16 protein-coding genes are annotated in these 18,247 nt (G+C 63.6%); 3 read left to right on the top strand and 13 right to left on the bottom strand.

What is annotated here, in order from left to right; all coding sequences use genetic code 11:
• From GJ695_RS24695 to flhD, 10 genes are all read right to left on the bottom strand, one after another.
• Positions 1 to 1,597: methyl-accepting chemotaxis protein (locus tag GJ695_RS24695; protein ID WP_154369511.1), on the bottom strand; the 1,597-nt coding region annotated here is incomplete at its 3' end.
• A 121-nt stretch (positions 1,598 to 1,718) separates the two neighbouring features.
• Entirely contained in the window at positions 1,719 to 2,216 is a 498-nt protein-coding gene (locus tag GJ695_RS24690) for a chemotaxis protein CheW (protein ID WP_154361435.1), read from the bottom strand.
• Positions 2,217 to 2,225: 9 nt separating this feature from the next.
• Positions 2,226 to 4,427, bottom strand: coding sequence for a chemotaxis protein CheA (gene cheA, locus GJ695_RS24685; protein WP_154369508.1), 2,202 nt, complete (start codon positions 4,425 to 4,427; stop codon positions 2,226 to 2,228).
• Positions 4,428 to 4,470: 43 nt separating this feature from the next.
• Positions 4,471 to 4,836, bottom strand: coding sequence for a response regulator (locus GJ695_RS24680; RefSeq protein ID WP_110848818.1), 366 nt, complete (start codon positions 4,834 to 4,836; stop codon positions 4,471 to 4,473).
• A 34-nt stretch (positions 4,837 to 4,870) separates the two neighbouring features.
• Positions 4,871 to 5,419 (bottom strand): chemotaxis protein, encoded by a 549-nt coding sequence (locus GJ695_RS24675; protein WP_154361437.1) that lies wholly within the window; start codon positions 5,417 to 5,419, stop codon positions 4,871 to 4,873.
• Between the two features lie 27 nt (positions 5,420 to 5,446).
• On the bottom strand, positions 5,447 to 6,412 hold the full coding sequence (gene motB, locus GJ695_RS24670; RefSeq protein WP_154369507.1) for a flagellar motor protein MotB: 966 nt from the start codon (positions 6,410 to 6,412) through the stop codon (positions 5,447 to 5,449).
• A 37-nt stretch (positions 6,413 to 6,449) separates the two neighbouring features.
• Complete coding sequence (gene motA, locus GJ695_RS24665; protein ID WP_154369505.1) at positions 6,450 to 7,310, bottom strand: flagellar motor stator protein MotA; 861 nt, start codon at positions 7,308 to 7,310, stop codon at positions 6,450 to 6,452.
• A gap of 131 nt (positions 7,311 to 7,441) precedes the next feature.
• On the bottom strand, positions 7,442 to 8,164 hold the full coding sequence (locus tag GJ695_RS24660) for an SAM-dependent methyltransferase (RefSeq protein ID WP_154369519.1): 723 nt from the start codon (positions 8,162 to 8,164) through the stop codon (positions 7,442 to 7,444).
• Between the two features lie 59 nt (positions 8,165 to 8,223).
• Positions 8,224 to 8,772 (bottom strand): flagellar transcriptional regulator FlhC, encoded by a 549-nt coding sequence (gene flhC, locus GJ695_RS24655; RefSeq protein WP_154369503.1) that lies wholly within the window; start codon positions 8,770 to 8,772, stop codon positions 8,224 to 8,226.
• A gap of 15 nt (positions 8,773 to 8,787) precedes the next feature.
• Positions 8,788 to 9,105 carry a flagellar transcriptional regulator FlhD gene (flhD, locus tag GJ695_RS24650; RefSeq protein WP_090177486.1) on the bottom strand — a complete coding sequence of 106 codons (318 nt, stop codon included), beginning with the start codon at positions 9,103 to 9,105 and terminating at the stop codon, positions 8,788 to 8,790.
• A gap of 569 nt (positions 9,106 to 9,674) precedes the next feature.
• Here flhD and kynU point away from each other — a divergent pair.
• From kynU to GJ695_RS24635, 3 genes are read left to right on the top strand one after another with little or no spacing between them, the layout of a single operon-like run.
• The gene (kynU, locus tag GJ695_RS24645) at positions 9,675 to 10,916 is read left to right on the top strand and encodes a kynureninase (RefSeq protein WP_154369501.1); all 1,242 of its coding nucleotides are present in this window, start codon (positions 9,675 to 9,677) and stop codon (positions 10,914 to 10,916) included.
• A 16-nt stretch (positions 10,917 to 10,932) separates the two neighbouring features.
• A complete protein-coding gene (gene kynA / locus GJ695_RS24640; protein WP_154369499.1) occupies positions 10,933 to 11,784 on the top strand; it encodes a tryptophan 2,3-dioxygenase in 852 nt (283 codons plus the stop codon).
• Between the two features lie 55 nt (positions 11,785 to 11,839).
• Positions 11,840 to 12,457, top strand: coding sequence for a CHRD domain-containing protein (locus tag GJ695_RS24635; protein WP_154369497.1), 618 nt, complete (start codon positions 11,840 to 11,842; stop codon positions 12,455 to 12,457).
• 1 nt (position 12,458) lies between these two features.
• On the opposite strand, the gene GJ695_RS24630 is transcribed toward GJ695_RS24635, so the two are convergent.
• From GJ695_RS24630 to GJ695_RS24620, 3 genes are all read right to left on the bottom strand, one after another.
• A complete protein-coding gene (locus tag GJ695_RS24630; RefSeq protein WP_154369496.1) occupies positions 12,459 to 14,477 on the bottom strand; it encodes a CocE/NonD family hydrolase in 2,019 nt (672 codons plus the stop codon).
• Between the two features lie 99 nt (positions 14,478 to 14,576).
• On the bottom strand, positions 14,577 to 16,487 hold the full coding sequence (gene htpG, locus GJ695_RS24625; protein ID WP_154369494.1) for a molecular chaperone HtpG: 1,911 nt from the start codon (positions 16,485 to 16,487) through the stop codon (positions 14,577 to 14,579).
• 71 nt (positions 16,488 to 16,558) lie between these two features.
• Positions 16,559 to 18,181, bottom strand: coding sequence for an aminotransferase-like domain-containing protein (locus GJ695_RS24620; protein ID WP_208023456.1), 1,623 nt, complete (start codon positions 18,179 to 18,181; stop codon positions 16,559 to 16,561).
• Positions 18,182 to 18,247 lie beyond the last annotated feature (66 nt).

The following is an 18,247-nucleotide window of genomic DNA, read 5'->3' as shown; positions in this document are numbered from 1 at the left end:
CGGCGACCGCGCGGCGCGGCGCCGGCGCCGGTGCGCGGCGCGCCACCGTGTCGTGCGACAGCTTGAAGATGCTGACCGCCTGCGACAGCAGCTCGGCCTGCTCCTGCATGCTTTCCGCCGCAGCGGCCGCCTCTTCCACCAGCGCGGCATTTTGCTGCGTCATTTCGTCCATCTGCGAGATCGCCTGGTTGACTTCCTCGATGCCGTTGCTCTGCTCCTGCGTGGCGGCGGTGATCTCGCCCATGATGTCGGCCACCTGGCGGATCGAGGTCACGATCAGGTCCATGGTCTGGCCGGCTTCATCCACCAGCTTGCTGCCGGCATCGACTTTGTCCACCGAGTCGGTGATCAGCTCTTTAATCTCCTTGGCCGCGCCGGCCGAGCGCTGCGCCAGATTGCGCACCTCGGACGCCACCACCGCGAAACCGCGGCCCTGCTCGCCCGCGCGCGCCGCTTCCACCGCCGCGTTCAGCGCCAGGATATTGGTCTGGAACGCGATGCCGTCAATGACCGAGATAATGTCGGCGATCTTGCGCGACGACGCGGTGATCGAGCCCATGGTCTGCACCACCTGCGACACCACGCTGCCGCCCTTCTCCGCCACCGACGAGGCGCTGACCGCCAGCTGGTTGGCCTGGCGCGCATTGTCGGCATTCTGCTTCACGGTGCTGGTCAGCTCCTCCATCGACGACGCGGTCTCCTCCAGCGAGCTGGCCTGCGACTCGGTGCGCGCCGACAGGTCGGCGTTGCCCGAGGCGATTTCCTGCGACGCCGTCGAAATCAGCTCGGTGCCGGTGCGCACGTCGCCCACCGTCTTGGCCAGGCTCTCGTTCATGTCCTTCAGCGCCTGCAGCAGTTCGCTGGTCTCATCCTGGCCTTCCACTTGCACATGCGAAGTCAGTTCGCCGCTGGCCACCTTCTGCGCCACGCCCACCGCACCCGACAAGGGTACAGTAATCGAGCGGGTGATCACGGTGGCGCACGCCACGCCCAGCACCACGGCCACGCCGCCCAGCACGAACAGCACCACCATCAGGCCGCGGTCGGCGGTGACCGAACCATCCATCACCTCTTCGGCATTGGCGCGCTGCATGTCGACCAGCTTGTTGATCAGCACCAGCGTCTGCGTGTTGAGCGGATCGATGCGGCCGGAAATCACCTTGGCGCCGCCTTCGCTGTTGAACGCCAGGATCTGGCCGATGGCTTCCTTGAAGGCGGCGTCGGTGTCGGCATCCAGCGCGCCGATATCGGTCAGCACTTTCTTTTCCGCGTCGTTCAGGCCCAGCGCCTTGAGGTCGTTGACGGCCTTGTCGTAGCGGGCGCGCTGGTCCTTGACCTTCTGTTCTTCCTTCTGCATCAGGCTGACGTCCGACTGCAAGCCGATGTTACGCATGGCGATACCGGTTTCCAGCATCGCGCTCTTCATGACGCCGGCCTGCAGATTCTTTGCCGTCGCCGTCTCCAGCCCCTTGGTCAGCTTGCTCTTGTTGCTGTAGTTAAGGTAGTTGGTCATCAGCACGATGGCCACCAGGATCAGCAGGATGATGCCGAATCCGATGCGCAGCCGGGCGCCGATTTTGAAGTCGCGTAAGTTCATGTGGTGCTCCCCTTTTTGTCTTTACTCTATCGTCGTGTGGCGGCGCGCCCTTCTCTTCGGGGCGCGTCCGTGGTGTTGCGGTCGCCGGCGCGGGGTTGAGGCGCCGGCAAGGCGGTCTGGCTTACGCCGCCGCCAGCTGGTCCATCAGGCCCATTTCCGGGCTGGACATCAGCTTGTCGATGTTGACCAGAATCAGCATGCGCTCGTCGATGGTGCCCAGGCCGATCATGTAGTCGCTGCTGAAGGCGGTGCCCATCTCCGGCGCCGGCTTGACCTGGTCGGCCGTCAGCGTGGTGACGTCGGACACCGAGTCCACCACCATGCCGACCACGCGGCCGTTGATGTTGAGGATGATGACCACGGTGAACTGGTCGTACACCGGCGAGCCGAGGTTGAACTTGATGCGCATGTCGACCACCGGAATGATGATGCCGCGCAGGTTGATCACGCCCTTGATGAACTCGGGCGCGTTGGCGATGCGGGTGACCGCCTCGTAGCCGCGGATTTCCTGCACCTTCAGGATGTCGATGCCGTATTCTTCCGCGCCCAGCTTGAAGGCCAGGTATTCGTGGCCGGCGATGTCGCTGGCTGCCGCTGCGGTGGATTGTATCTCTGCCATGATGGCCCCCTATGAAGAAAAAATCGATTCGTCGGCCAGCTGGCGCGACGAGCGTATCAGCGCCGCCACATCCAGGATCAGCGATACACCGCCGTCGCCCAGGATGGTGGCGCCGGAAATCCCGGCTACCTTGCGATAATTGGATTCCAGATTCTTGACCACCACCTGCTGCTGGCCGACCAGCTCGTCGACGAACAGCCCGGCCTTGCGGCCGTCGGTCTCGACGATGATGACGATGCCCTGGCACGGATCGGTGAAGCGCGGCGTGATGTCGAACATCTGGTGCAGCGGCACCAGCGGCAGGTATTCGCCGCGCACCTTGATGACGCGCCCCTTGCCGGTGATTTCCTTGACGTCTTCCGGCGCCGGCTGCAGCGACTCGATCACGAAGCCCAGCGGCAGGATGTAGATTTCGTCGCCGACGCGGATCGACATGCCGTCCAAAATCGCCAGCGTCAGCGGCAGCGAAATCGAGATGGTGGTGCCGAAGCCCTTGGCCGAGCGGATGTCGACCACGCCGCCCATGGCGGTGATGTTACGCTTGACCACGTCCATGCCGACGCCGCGGCCGGAGACGTCGGTGACCACCTCGGCGGTCGAGAAGCCGGGCGCGAAGATCAGCTGCCAGACTTCGGCGTCGGTCATGTTGTCACTCAGCGGCAGGCCGTTCTGCTGCGCCTTGGCAAGGATTTTCTCGCGGTTCAAGCCGCCGCCGTCGTCCGACACCTCAATGATGATGTTGCCGCCCTGGTGCGAGGCCGACAGGAACAGGCGGCCGGCGTCGCTCTTGCCGCCGGCGCGGCGCACGTCCGGCATTTCGATGCCGTGGTCGATCGAGTTGCGCACCAGGTGCGTCAGCGGATCGACGATGCGTTCGATCAGGCCCTTGTCCAGTTCGGTGGCGGCGCCGTTGGTGATGAAGTCGACCTTCTTGCCCAGCTTGGTCGCCAGGTCGCGCACCATGCGCGGGAAGCGCGAGAACACGAAGTCCATCGGCATCATGCGGATCGACATCACCGCTTCCTGCAGGTCGCGGGTGTTGCGGGTCAGCTGGCTGACGCTGTTGAGCAGGCGCTGGTGCACCATCGGGTCCAGCGTGTCGACGCGCTGCTCGATCATCGCCTGCGTGATGACCAGCTCGCCCACCAGATTGATCAGCTGGTCGACCTTCTCGATCGACACGCGGATCGACGACGATTCGGCGCCGGCGTGGGCGGGCGCCTTCTCTTTTTCCTTTTCTTCCTTCTTGACGACTTTCTTTTCCTCTTCCGGCGGCGGCGTCTCGATGACGATGCCGGCGGCGGCGCGGATCTGCTCGACCGGCTGGAAGAAGCCATAGCCCTGCGCATCCTCGCCGGCGGCTGCGGCGTTGGCGCGGATCTCGTCGAGCGGCTGGAAGAAGCCGTAGCCCTCGCCGCTGGCGGCGGCCGGTGTCAGATCGGTGCTGTCGAAAAAGCCGTAGCCGAGGTCGTTTTCGACCCGGTCGCGCGCGACCTTCTCTTTTTGTGCCTGGGCGTCGTCCAGCGCCGGCAGTTCGGTGACGGTCATCTCGTCCGGGTTCAGCACGAACGAGCAGATGGCGATGATGTCGTCCAGGCTCTCGTGCGTGGTGACCACCATGGCGTTGCGGTCCTTGTCCAGCGGCGTGATCGACACATAGCCCATCAGCCCCAGCTCCTCGCCCAGCGCGGTCACTTCGCGGTGCGCCATGGCCGGCAGTTCCAGCCGGTAGCGGCGGCCGCCGCTGTGGTCGACGTGCCGGGTGTCCGGCGCCAGGGGCGAACTGAAGCCCGGCACCACCGGCGCCATGGCCGTCATCGGCACGTCCTGCGCCAGCGATTGCAGCATCATGCGCACATTGGCCACGGCATCCTGGTCGACGTCGCTGCCGAGGCGGTGGCCGTCGAGCTGCATCTTGAGGATGTCCTTGGCGGCCAGGAAGGCGTCGACGTGCTCGGACGTGAGCGCCATTTCGCCTTTGCGGATGCGGTCGAGCAGGGTCTCCAGGACGTGGGTGACTTCGGTCATGTCGGTCACGCCAAACGTCGACGCGCCGCCCTTCACCGAGTGGGCGGTGCGGAAGATGGCGTTCAGATCCTCGGCGTCCGGCGACGCCACATCGACGGCCAGCAGCAGCCGCTCCATTTCAGCCAGCAGTTCCTCGGCCTCATCGAAAAAGACCTGATAAAACTGGCTTATATCGATGGTCATGGTGATACTCCGTAAAGTTCGCTTCGCATCATTGCGCGCCTTATCAGCCGATGACCTTCTTGACTACCTCGATGAGCCGCTGCGGATCGAAAGGCTTGACCAGCCAGCCATTGGCGCCGGCGGCGCGGCCCTTGGCTTTCATCTCGTCCGACGATTCGGTGGTCAGCATCAGGATAGGAGTTTTCGCGTAGCTGGGCAGTTCGCGCAGCAGCTTGATCAGTTGCAGGCCGTCCATGCGCGGCATGTTCTGGTCGGTCAGCACCAGGTCGACATTCTGGAGCTTGGCTTTTTCCAGCCCCTCCTGGCCGTCCACGGCTTCCACCACCTGGTAGCCGGCCGCCTTCAGGCTGAAGGCCACCATCTGGCGCAGGGAGCTGGAATCATCAACCGCAAGTATCGTCTTAGCCATCTTATTCTCTCTTGTAAATCATGTTTCGTTGTTGTTAGAACAGCTCGATGTCGCCGCTCTCCAGGTGTTGCTGACTGACTGCCTTGCGCAACACGCTGCGCAGTTCCAAACTCTGTATCGCCAGCGCCATGCTGACCTTGCCCAGCAGCTCGACGATCTGCTCGTTGTCGCTTTCGGGCAGCATCTCGGCACCGTGCGCGCCCAGCGTGCCGAGGAACTCGCGCAGGCCGGTCACGCGCTTGAGCGTGCGGTCCAGCAGCTGGCTGGTCATGTCCTGGAATTGCAGGCTGGTGATGGCGGCGTTGACATAGCCGCCCACCTGGCCTTGCAGCGCCTCCAGCTGGGCGCGCTGCTCGGGCGTGGCGGTGCCGCCGTCGAGCAGCAGCTGGATGGTGGCCTGTTCGGCCTCCACCGTTTGATGAATGGCCATGAAGTTGAAGGACAGCTTTTCAATCGCTTCCTCCAGCAGCAGGCCAGTCTGGATCAGGTCGGTCTCGACTTCGGTCAGGTGCCGGCGACCGTGGTCAGACACGCCCGACAGCAGGCGCTTGACGTGGGAACCCAGAATTTTTTTTCTCGTCATAACAGTCTCGATTTACTTCTGCTTTGCTTATTTGCGTACTGGCGGTCCGGCTGGCTGCGCGGGCGCGGGCGCCGCGCCCACGGCGGCGCCGATCCCGGCGGCATCGTCGGTGTCGCCGACCTCGATCTTGCGGCCGTCGCGCAGCACATTGTCCTCGGCCTTGCGGTTCATGACCACGATGCTGATGCGGCGGTTGACCGGATTGAACGGGTCGGCCTTGTCGAGGTTGATGGCCGAGGCCAGCCCGACCACGCGCAACACCTTGGAATCCTGCATGCCGCCGACGATGAGCTCGCGGCGCGAGGCGTTGGCGCGGTCGGCCGACAATTCCCAGTTGCTGTAGCCGGCGTCGCTCATGTAGGGCGTCGAGTCGGTGTGGCCCGACAGGCTGATGCGGTTGGGCACGTCGTTCAGCACAAAGCCGATCTCGTGCAGGATATCCTTGGTGTAGGGCTGCAGCTCGGCCTTGGCCAGCGCGAACATCGGGCGGTTCTGCTCATCGACGATCTGGATCCGCAAGCCCTCGCTGGTGATGTCCAGCAGCAGCTGGTCCTTGTATTTCTTCAGCAGCGGATTGGCCTCGATCTTGGCTTCGATGCGTTCCTTGAGCGCCTTCAGGCGCTGGTTTTCCTCGGCTTCCAGCGCCGCCTTGGCGGCGGTCAGGTTATAGGTTTTCTTGACCTGCGGGTCGTCGCTGGCCTTGACCTGGCCGTCGGTGCGGGTCAGGTCCTTGCCGCCGCCCTTGATGATGGACGAGCTGTCGCCGCTGCCCGAGCCGCCGCCCATGGCCACCTTGAGCGGCGTCTTGAAGTATTCGGAAATGCCGTTGAGGTCGCCCTTGGTGGTCGAACCGAGCAGCCACATCAGCAGGAAGAAGGCCATCATCGCGGTGACGAAGTCGGCATACGCGATCTTCCAGGCGCCGCCGTGGTGACCACCGCCGCCCTTCTTGATGCGCTTGACGATAATAGGCCGCAAGCCCTCTTCAGCCATGATTCATCCTTAAACTCAAGTTAGTGCTGTGCATGGCTTACTTCGACTTCGATTTCTTGATGTGGTCTTCCAGCTCGTTGAAGGTCGGACGCTCGGTCGAGTACAGCACTTTACGGCCGAACTCCACCGCCAGCGCCGGCGCATAGCCGTTCAGGCTGGCCAGCAGTGTGACCTTGACGCACTGGTACATCTTGGTCGACTCTTCCAGCTTCTGTTCCAGCAGGCTCGACAGCGGACCGACGAAGCCGTAGGCCAGCAGAATCCCGAGGAAGGTGCCGACCAGCGCGTGCGCGATCAGGATGCCCAGCTCGGCCGGCGGCAAGCCCACCGATTCCATGGTGTGCACCACGCCCATCACCGCCGCCACGATACCGAAGGCCGGCAGGCCGTCGCCCAGCTTGGCGATGGCGTGGGCCGGCGCGGCGCCCTCGTGGTGGTGGGTCTCGATCTCGATGTCCATCAGGTTCTCGATCTGGAACGCATCCATATTGCCGGACACCATCAGGCGCAGGTAATCGGTCATGAATTCCACGATGTGGTGGTCTTCCAGCACGCTCGGGTATTTGCTGAACAGCGGGCTTTGCTCCGGGCTGTCGATATCGCCTTCGATCGACATCAGGCCCTCCTTGCGCACCTTGGACAGCACGTCGAACAGCAAGGACATCATCTCCATGTAGAGATCCTTGGTGTAGCGCGAGCCCTTGAACAGGGTCGGGATGGCGCCCAGCGTGGCCTTGATGGTCTTGCTGTTATTGCCGACGAAGAAGGCGCCAAGCGCGCCGCCGCCGATCATCACCACCTCCAGCGGCTGCATCAGCGCGGCCAGATGCCCGCCATTCATGGCAAAACCGCCGAACACGCCGACGCAGACCACTACATATCCAATGATGACTAACAAGTGTCCTGACTCCCCAGAGCGAAAACCGGCCGAATTGTGTCTACCTTGGGCCGGTTTCTTAAGAATTTACATATAGAACTACAATAGCCTGACTCGGGGTGGCCGGGCAAGTGAATAACGTCAAATGATGCTTAAAAGTACCATATGTAGAGGGGAATTCCCCCCTGTGTGGCATGAATGATGCTATCCGGTGCTCTTTCCTCAATGACAAATTCATAGCTCACAAGCATCGTTCCGGGGCGCATTTCGGCGCGGGTCTTGCGCCACAACGCCGGCATGGCGGCCGGCGACAGGTAGGCAAACACCAGGTCGAACTGGCCGAAGTCGAGCTTTTCGTAATCACCCAGCAGAAAGCGGGCGCGGCTGCGGCCAATTCGCGCGCGCAGCCAGCTGACCAGCCAGGGCAGCGGCGCCAGTTCGATGCCGATGGCGTCAGCGTCCGGGCGGACGCGGGCCAGGTACAGGGTCAGGCCGCCGAGGCCGCTGCCGATGTCGATCACGCGCGGCGCCCTGGCGGCCGGCAGCAGCTGGCGCACCGCGTCCCACACCACCGGCTGCGACGGGTAATACGGCACCTGGGTGCGGAAGGTCGACCAGTACCAGCCCAGCAACAGCAGGAAGATCAGGCCGAACAGCCAGGACGGCAGCTGCAGCGCCAGCGCGGTCAGCACCGCCAGCGGGAACAGCAGCTGGATCGCGCGCCACCAGGCCGCCAGCGCCAGCTTCCAGGTGACCAGGGCCGCCAGCAGCCCCTGCACCACGGCCACGGTCAGATAGTCGACGGGAAAACGAAAACTGGCCATCAGATAAATGATGGCCAGCGTCAGCGGCATGGCGCCGCACTGTATCAGCATGGCCCGCACGGCGGGCGCGCGGGCGAGGCGTTGAATATAAGGTAGGGTCACATCCCGTATTATGCCGCCAGCGCTTCGGCTTCGCGGGATTTTTTGGTCTTGCCGGCACGCGAAGGCATGTGACACAGGCCGCAGACGTAGCTGCCATGCAGGTCCATGGCGTTGACCACGAATTTACCCTGGCATTTGCCGCATGGGGCGGTTTCCAGCATTTTGCTGCTGAAGAAGCGCACCAGGGTCCAGGCGCGGGTCAGCGACAGCAGCGGTTCTTCGCCCGGTTCCGGCGGCATTTGTTCGAGGTACAGCTTGTAGGCCTTCATCACCGCTTCAACACCGGTGGCGCCGGCGTGGGTCACCAGGAAGCCGTGGATGTTGATGAACAGCGACGAGTGGATGTTCGGCTGCCAGGTCAGGAACCAGTCGGTCGAGAACGGCAGCATGCCTTTCGGTGGCGACACACCCTTCAGCTCCTTGTACAGCTTGAGCAGGCGCTCGCGCGACAGCGACACTTCCGATTCCAGCAGTTGCAGGCGGGCGCCCAACTGGATCAGTTCGATGGCCAGCTGGATTTCCTGGGCTTCCGATACGACACTTTTCTTGGCGGCCATGATCTGCTCCAGCGCTTAAACGATTTCTTCGACCGGCTGGCCGGCCATCAGGATGGCGGCGTGCGACTGGGCCAGCACGCGATCCTTGTTGTAGTTGGTCAGCATCGACAGGATGGCGCTGTCGTCGAAGCGGAAGCGGGCCAGCATCATGTTGCCGCCTGCCAGCTTCAGGATCTGCGCGTTGCTCATGCCTTCGATCAGGTCGGCGATTTCAGCGGCGATGCCCAGACGGAAGATTGCGGTGACTTTATCGGCGCGGATCATTTGCTGAGCCAGCATCAGGTAGCTCAGATTCGCATCGCGGATTTCAGCCATCATATCGTTTGCAGTCATTTTCCCACTCCTAAGCGTTTTTCTCTCTGTCGGAACACGTTTGCGTTTCCGTTGAGATACATTCTGCTTGAGCAACAAAATCCACAGAAGAGGTGACTCTCCGTATTTTTAGTCGGGAAATAGCGGGTGCGACCTGTCGGTGTTTGTCTTACAAACACTCGCAGATCGGTCGTCTACGCCCTTGCGGCGTAGGTTTCTTGCGGGATACAAGCTTCAAGAAAAGCCTTTTTTAAATCGAAAAATAAGACGGTTAAGCGACTCTTTTTTACGACATCTAACCCGGTTACGGCAGCCTTTTGGAGAACTTTAGGGTTTCCTGAAAATATTTTTCAATTATTTTCGGCTACCGCCTTGCAAGCAGATGGCGGTTTTCTGCGCATCTTGAAACTGGTAACGGCAGGCTTTGGGGGAACTTTAGGGTTTTTTTGAAAAAAATCGAAAAATTTTTAAAAAAGTTCTCAAGTCGAGGATTCATGCGGGTTTCAGGCCAATAAGCCCATGGAAAAATCGGCGCCCGCGGCAATTTTTCAGGTTACACTCGCTGCTTCAGACCTCAACATCTATTCATAATGACAACTCGCAACCACTGCCTGGAACGCGATGCGCAAGATCCGCTCGCCCCGCTCCGTGACCAGTTCGACCTGCCGGCCGGCGTTATTTATCTGGATGGCAACTCTTTGGGCGCCCGGCCCAAGACTTCCCTCGCCCGCGCCCAGCACGTCATCGCCCAGGAATGGGGCCACGACCTGATCCGCAGCTGGAACAGCGCCGGCTGGTTCGAGATGCCGAAACGCCTGGGTAACCGCCTGGCGCCGCTGATCGGCGGCCTGGACGGCGAAGTGGTGGTCACCGACACCACCTCGGTCAACCTGTTCAAGGCGCTGGCCGCCGCGCTGCACATGCAGGCCGGCGACAGCGCGCGCCGCGTGATCGTCACCGAACGCGCCAACTTCCCGACCGACATCTACATGGCCGAAGGCCTGACCCAGTGGCTGGAACGCGGCTACAGCATCAAGCTGATCGACTCGCCGGACGAATTGCAAGCGGCGCTAGGCGCCGACACCGCCGTGGTCATGCTGACCCACGTGAACTACCGCACCGGCTACCAGTACGCGATGCGGGCCACCAGCGCCCTCGCCCACGCGGCCGGCGCGCTGATCGTCTGGGACCTGGCGCACTCGGCCGGCGCGGTGCCGGTCGACCTGAACGCCGACGGCGCCGACCTGGCCGTGGGCTGCACCTATAAATACCTGAACGGTGGTCCCGGCGCGCCGGCCTTCATCTGGGTGCCGAAAAAGCACCAGGCCGTGTTCCAGCAGCCGCTGTCCGGCTGGTGGGGTCACGCCGCGCCGTTCGCCATGGCGCCGCACTACACGCCGACCGACGGCATCGGCCGCGCGCTGTGCGGCACCCAGCCTATCGTCTCGCTGGCCATGGTCGAATGCGGACTCGACGTGCACCACCAGACCAGCATGGCCGCCATCCGCGCCAAATCGCTGGCGCTGACCGATCTGTTCATTGAACTGGTGGAGGCGCGCTGCGCCGCCCATCCGCTGGGACTGGTGACGCCGCGCGCGCATGCGCACCGCGGCAGCCAGGTCAGCTTCACCCATCCGCACGGCTATGCGGTGATGGCGGCCCTGATCGCGCGCGGCGTGATCGGCGACTACCGCGAGCCGGCCATCATGCGCTTCGGCTTCACGCCGCTGTACACCAGCTACACCGAGGTCTGGGATGCGGTCGAGATCCTGCGCGATATCCTGGACCGCCAGGACTACAATGTCGACGCCAAGCGCGACGCCGTCACCTGATAACGAGATAAACCGTATGAGCGATAACAAATGCCCGATGCACAACACCGGCGCCGACTGGCACGGTGCGCAGATGGACTTCAGCAACGACATGAGCTACGGCGACTATCTGGGCCTGAACCAGATCCTGCACGCCCAGCACCCGCTGTCGCCCAACCATAACGAGATGCTGTTCATCATCCAGCACCAGACCAGCGAATTGTGGATGAAGCTGATGTTGCACGAAATGCGCGCCGTGCGCACCCACCTGCGCAGCGACGACCTGCCGCCGGCGTTCAAGATGCTGGCGCGCGTGGCCCGCATCATGGACCAGCTGGTGCACGCCTGGGACGTGCTGGCCACCATGACGCCGCCGGAATACACCGCCATCCGCCCCTACCTGGGCGCGTCGTCGGGTTTCCAGTCCTACCAGTATCGCGAGATCGAATTCATCCTGGGGAACAAGAACGCCGCCCTGCTCAACGTCCACGCGACGACGCCGGAATTCCCGCTGCTGGAAGAAGCGCTGGGCACGCCGTCGATCTACGACGAAGCGGTCCGCCTGCTGGCGCGCAACGGCCTGCCGATCTCGGCCGAACGCCTGAACGCCGATCCGACCCTGCCGACCGTGGCGGACGCCTCGGTGCAGCAGGCCTGGCTGCAGGTCTACGGCGATCCGACGCGCTACTGGGCGCTGTACGAACTGGCTGAAAAGCTGGTCGACATGGAGACCGCGTTCCGCTTCTGGCGCTTCCGCCACGTGACCACGGTCGAGCGCATCATCGGCTTCAAGACCGGCACCGGCGGCACGGCCGGCGTCAGCTACCTGCGCAAGATGCTGGACGTGGTGCTGTTCCCCGAGCTGTTCGCGCTGCGTACCGAACTCTGACAAGGGAACTTGAGCGCGGCCGCCCTCTCTAAGCTAAATACTTGGGAGGGACATCATGACTCGACAACGCACCAGCGCCTGGGCGGCGGCGGCAATGCTGTGCGCCGCCACGGCAGCCGCCAGCGTGGCCAACGCCGCCACCTACACCACCATCCTCACCGGGCCGAAGGAAGCGCCGCCCAACACCTCGGCCGCCATCGGCGCGGCCGCCGTGCAGTTCGACGCCGGCACGCACGTATTGGTGATCAACGCCGCCTTCAGCGCACTGCAGGGCGACAGCACCGCCGCCCACATCCACTGCTGCACCGATGCGCCAGGCCTGGGCAACGCCGGCGTCGCCACCCAGACGCCGACCTTCGACGGTTTCCCGCTGGGCGTGCACACCGGCGCCTACAGCCATACCTTCGACACCTCGCTGGCGGCCAGCTGGAATCCCGCCTTCCTGAGCGCCAACGGCGGCACCACGGCCGGCGCCGAGGCGGCCTTCCTGGCCGGCCTGAATTCAGGCGAGGCCTACCTCAACATCCACAGCAGCGCCTACCCTTCCGGCGAGATTCGCGGCTTCCTGGCGCTGGCGCCAGCGGCGGCGGTGCCGGAACCGGGCAGCTTCGCCATGCTGGGCATGGGCCTGCCGGCCATGCTGATGCTGGCGCGCCGTCGCCGCAAGACCTAGCTTATTTCACGCTGGCGCCCACCAGGGGCAGCTCGATGTAGCTGTCGTGGTAGATGCGCTGCGTCGCCTTCTTGTAATCCGCCGGCTGCGCGTAGAAGATGTTTGGCACAAAGGTCTGCGGATTGCGGTCGTACAGCGGGAACCAGCTGGACTGGATCTGCACCATGATGCGGTGGCCCGGCAGGAATACGTGGTTGGCGGTCGGCAGCGCAAAGCGGTACGGCAGCGCCTTGTCGGCAGCGATGGGCCTGGCCGTTTCCAGGCTTTCGCGGTAGCGGCCCCGGAAGATATCGGCCGACACCATCAGCTGGTAGCCGCCCAGCTCCGGCTGCGACGCCACCTGGTCCGGATAGACGTCGATCACCTTGACCACCCAGTCGGCGTCGGTGCCGCTGGTGGAGGCCAGCAGATGGGCGACCGGCTCGCCGCTGATCTTCACCGGCGCCGTCAGCACGCCGGTGGTGTAGCTCAGCACATCGGTGCGGCCCGAGGCTTCGCGCTGGTCGTCGACCAGCCAGCGCGGCCAGGTCTGGCCCTTGGCTTCGTCGTAGCCATACGGCGGAATCGGCCGCTGACGGTATGGCACCGGCTTGGCGGGATCGGCCACGTATTCATCGTAATCATTCCTGTGCGCCGGCCTGGACAGTGGCGTTGGCGCGGCATTGGTCAGCGTCGCCTTGCCGTCCGCCGCCAGGCGCAGCGTGGCCGGCGCGATGAAGCAGCCGGTGACGCAGCCGGCCGGCCAGCGGTCCAGCGCGCGCCACTTGTTGGTGCCGGTTTCGAACGCCGTCACCGGCGCGATGGTCGCCGCCAGCGCCTCGGCCGACGGCTCGTCCTTCAGATAGCGGTCCAGGAACGGCATCAGGATCTCCTCGCGGAAGTGCATCCCGGTGTCGCTGTTGAATTTGATCGGCCCGAGGTGGGTGCCGTCGCCATCCTGGCCGCCGTGGTTCCACGGTCCCATCACCAGGAACACCTTGTTGTCCTTGTCGTTCGGCTTGATGGCCTTGTAGACGGCGATGGCGCCGTAGATATCCTCGGCGTCCCACAGGCTGTGCACCAGCATGGTCGGCACGGTGATCGGCTGTTTCGCCAGGATCTGGTCCACGGCCTGGGTCTGCCAGAACTGGTCGTAGGCCGGATGCGCCACCACCTTGCGCCAGAAGCCGCTCTGCTCCACGCCGCGCCGGCGCGCCAGCTCGCCGGCCGAACCCGCGCGCATGAAGGTATCGTAATCGTCGTAATGGCTGGTGAACCAGTGCGCCTCGTTGCGCCGCGTGACCACCTGCTCCATGATGTAGGACAGGTTAATCTGGCGGAAGGCGCCGTTGTGGAACCAGTCGTCGCCGCGCCAGCCGTCAACCATGGGATTCATCGGCACCGCCACCTTCAGCGCCGGATGCGGATTAACCAGCGCGATCAGCGGCAGGAAGCCGTCATACGAACTGCCGATGATGCCGACCTTGCCGTTCGACTCCGGCACGTTCTTGCTGAGCCACTCGATGGTGTCCCAGCTGTCGGTCGAGTGGTCGACCGGCGTCGGATTGAACGGCGTGCCGGCCATCGGACGGTTCATCACATAATCGCCCTCGGAGCCGTACTTGCCGCGCACGTCCTGCACCACGCGGATATAGCCGCCCTTGACGATGACGTCCGGCTGGTTGTCGTAGCCCTGCAGCACCGACTCCAGCTGCGCGTTTTCCGCATGCGCCGTCATATCGGCCGCGTTGTACGGCGTGCGCGTGAGCAGCATCGGCGCGTGGTGCGCCTTGCGTGGAATGAGGATAACGGTATTGAGCTTGACGCCGTCGCGCATCGGTATCATCACCGTGCGGCGGACATAATCGAAACTGTCGACCGGCGCCGTGAATTCATCCGGCGTTTCGCTCGGCAGCGCGGGATACAGCGGCTTGGCGGCGACGCCGGGCGTCGATGCAGGCAGCGCGGCCTGCTGCGCCAGACTGGCTTGAATAGTAAAAACGCCGGCCACCAGGGCCAGCGTCAGTGCGGTTTTCTTCATGATCACTCCGGGGTCAGGTCCCCCAATTCTACACGGCCTCGACCGTGGCAAGCACTAGCGCTCAGCTCGTGTAGAAATGGGGGACCTGACCCCGGAGGTTTATTTCGCCAGCAGCAGCTCGTTCAGGCGTTTCACGAAGGTGGCCGGGTCGCTCAGCGAACCGCCTTCGGCCAGCAAGGCCTGATCGAACAGCAGGTTCGACCAGTCGCTGAAGGAGCTGGCCACGCCTTCGTTCTTCAGGCGCTGCACCAGCGGGTGGTCCGGATTGATTTCCAGGATAGGCTTGGATTCCGGCGCGTTCTGGCCCGCCGCCTTCAGCATGCGCAGCAGGTTGCCCGACAGCTCGTTCTCGTCGGCCACCAGGCAGGCTGGCGAATCGGTCAGACGGAAGGTCACGCGCACGTCCTTGGCCTTGTCGGCCAGCGCTTCCTTCATCTTCTCGACCAGATCCTTGTACGACGATTCGGTTTCCTCGTGTTCCTTCTTCTCGGCTTCGTCTTCCAGCGCGCCCAGGTCCAGGCCGCCCTTGGCCACGGAAACCAGTTCCTTGCCTTCGAACTCGGTCAGGAACGACAGCATCCATTCGTCCACGCGGTCGGTCAGCAGCAGCACTTCCACGCCCTTCTTGCGGAAAATTTCCAGGTGCGGACTGTTTTTCGCGGCGATGTAGTTATCGGCGGTGACGTAGTAGATCTTGTCCTGGCCTTCCTTGGCGCGCGACAGGTACTGTTCCAGCGACGTGGTCTGCTGGTCGTTGTCGTTGGCGGTCGAGGCGAAGCGCAGCAGCTTGGCCAGACGGTCCTTGTTGGCCGCGTCCTCGCCCACGCCCTCTTTCAGCACCTGGCCGAATTCGGTCCAGAAGCTCTGGTACTTGTCTTTTTTCTCCTGCTCGTCGGCGTTCGCCAGTTCTTCCAGCATGCCGATCACGCGCTTGGTCGAGCCGTCGCGGATCAGTTTCACGTCGCGCGACTCCTGCAGGATCTCGCGCGAGACGTTCAGCGGCAGGTCGGCCGAATCGATCACTCCTTTGACGAAGCGCAGGTAGGTCGGCATCAGCTGCTCGGCATCGTCCATGATGAACACGCGCTTGACGTACAGCTTGATGCCGCCGCGCTTGTTGCGGTCCCACAGGTCGAACGGCGCCTTGGCCGGGATGTACAGCAGCTGCGTGTATTCGCTCTTGCCTTCGACGCGGTTGTGCGTGTAGGTCAGCGGCGCGGCAAAGTCGTGCGAGACGTGCTTGTAGAATTCCTCGTACTGTTCCGGCGTGATCTCGGATTTGCTGCGCGCCCACAGCGCGCTGGCCTGGTTGACGGTTTCCAGTTCGTCCTTGAGCACGGTTTCGCTCTTCTCGGCGTCCCACTCTTCCTTCTGCATCACGATCGGCAGCGAGATGTGGTCCGAGTATTTGCGGATGATGGACTTGATCTTCCACGACGACAGCAGCTCGTCCTCGCCTTCGCGCAGGTGCAGGATGATGTCGGTGCCGCGGTTGATCTTCTCGATCTGCTCGACCGAGTAATCGCCCTCGCCGCCCGATTCCCAGCGCACGCCTTCGGAGGCCGGCGCGCCGGCGCGGCGCGATTCGACGGTGATCTTGTCGGCCACGATGAAGCCCGAGTAGAAGCCCACGCCGAACTGGCCGATCAGGGCCGCGTCCTGCTGCTGGTCGCCCGACAGCTTGCCGAAGAATTCCTTGGTGCCCGACTTGGCGATGGTGCCCAGATGCGAAATGGCTTCCTCGCGGCTCATGCCGATGCCGTTGTCGGAAATGGTGATGGTGCGCGCGGCCTTGTCGAACGAGACCTTGATTTTCAGTTCATGGTCGTTGCCGTACAGGGCGTCGTTGTTGATCGCCTCGAAACGCAGCTTGTCGGACGCGTCGGACGCGTTCGAGATCAGTTCGCGCAGGAAGATCTCTTTGTTCGAATACAGGGAGTGAATCATCAGCTGCAGCAGCTGTTTCACTTCGGCCTGGAATCCAAGGGTTTGTTTTTGAGTATCAGCCATTTTGGAATAGTCTTTTGGTTAAGATTTCAGGAAAGTGGGGATTATAAGAGGCTTTTCAAGAGCCGGGAGGCTCAACTGAGTTCCCGCTCAAGGAAACGCCACACGGCCGGCTCCTGCATCGCCGCCACGTTGAGCCGCATGCGGGTCGACGGCAGCTGCTTGGGCGAGAACAGGCTGCCCGGCGCCAGCAGCAGATTGTGCGCCATGGCGCGCTCGGTCAGCACATTGGTGTCGCAGCCGGCGTCGGCCCAGACGAACATGCCGGCCGGCGGCGAGCCGTCCACCTTCAGGCCGATGCGCTCCATCTGGCGCAGCGTCTTGGCGCGGACGCCGTCCAGCCGCGCGCGCAGGCGGTCGGCGTGCTTGCGGTACAGGCCCTCGGACAGCACCTTGTACACCACCCGCTCGCCGATGTCGCTGGTGGTCAGCGTCGACAGCATCTTGCGGTCGGCCAGCCGCTCGGCGCGTTCCGGCGAGGTGGCGATGAAGCCCACCCGCAGGTTGGCCGCCATGGTCTTGGAGAAGCCGCTCAGGTAGATCACCCGCTGCAGCTGGTCCAGCGCCGACAGCCGCGTGGCCGGCTGCACGGCGCTGCCGGGATGCAGGTCGCAGTAGATATCGTCTTCCACGATGATGAAGTCATGTTCCTCCGACAGGCGCAGCACCTGGAACGCCTTGGCCGCCGACAGCGAGGTGGAACTGGGGTTGTGCAGCACCGAGTTGATGATGTACAGCTTGGGCTTGTGCAGCGCCGCCAGCTCCGCCAGCCGCGCGATATCCGGCCCGTCGCCCAGGCGCGGAATGCCGATCACCTTGGCGCCCAGCGCGGCGAAGGAGCCGAACATCAGGAACCAGGCCGGATCGTCGACGAAGATGGTGTCGCCGGGACGCGAGAATTCGCGCGCCACCAGGTCCAGCGCCTGCGTCACGCCGGCGGTGGTGACGATCTGCTCGGGCGTGGCGGCGATTTCCAGCTCGGCGAGCTTGTGCTGCAACTGCTGGCGCAGCGGCAGGAAGCCCTGCGGCACACCATAGCTCAACAACAGGTTCGGATTCTGCCGGCTCACCGCGCGCAGCGCGTTGGCGATCGACGGGCCGTCCAGCCACTCGGGCGGCAGCACGCCGGAGCCGGGCATCTGCTGGTGCGGCATCTGGCGGAACATGTTACGCACCAGCCAGACCACGTCGATCGGCTTGCTGTCAAAGCTGGTCTGCACACGCGACAGCGGCGCCAGCAGCGCGCTGTCAGCGGTATTCAGCGCCATCGACGGACGTTCGCGCACGAAGAAGCCGGCGCCACGCCGCGATTCCAGGTAGCCGGTAGCCACCAGCTTGTCGTAGGCCGCCACCACGGTGAAGGCCGACACGCCATGCGACGCGGCGAAGGCCCGGATCGACGGCATGCGCGCGCCGCCGCGCAGCAGGCGGTCGTCGATGCGCGCCGCCACCGACCGCACGATCTGGTCGATCAGCGTTTCGCCCGACTCGCGCAGCAGCAGGCCAAGCATGGGGCCGGGCGCCGGCTTGGGCGGCGCCGGAACTGGCGCAGGCACCGGGACCGACGTCACCGCCGGACCGGGCGCCGGAGCGGCCATGGCGCGGGCGTGTGCGGCAGCCAGCGCCTCGTTGACGGCTTCCGCAGCGGCTGCCGCGGCGGCGCCCAGCAGGGAAGTGCGTGGTCGTGTATTGGTCATTTTACCGTCACAGTATGATCGATTATGTTGCTAAGTGTACTGGCACTGTACTGGTTTTGTCACGTA

The organism is Duganella alba (assembly GCF_009674495.1).
GTDB lineage: Bacteria > Pseudomonadota > Gammaproteobacteria > Burkholderiales > Burkholderiaceae_D > Rugamonas > Rugamonas alba.
Note: the sequence above shows the minus strand (reverse complement) of the source record. Positions and strands in the feature narration are given on the sequence as shown.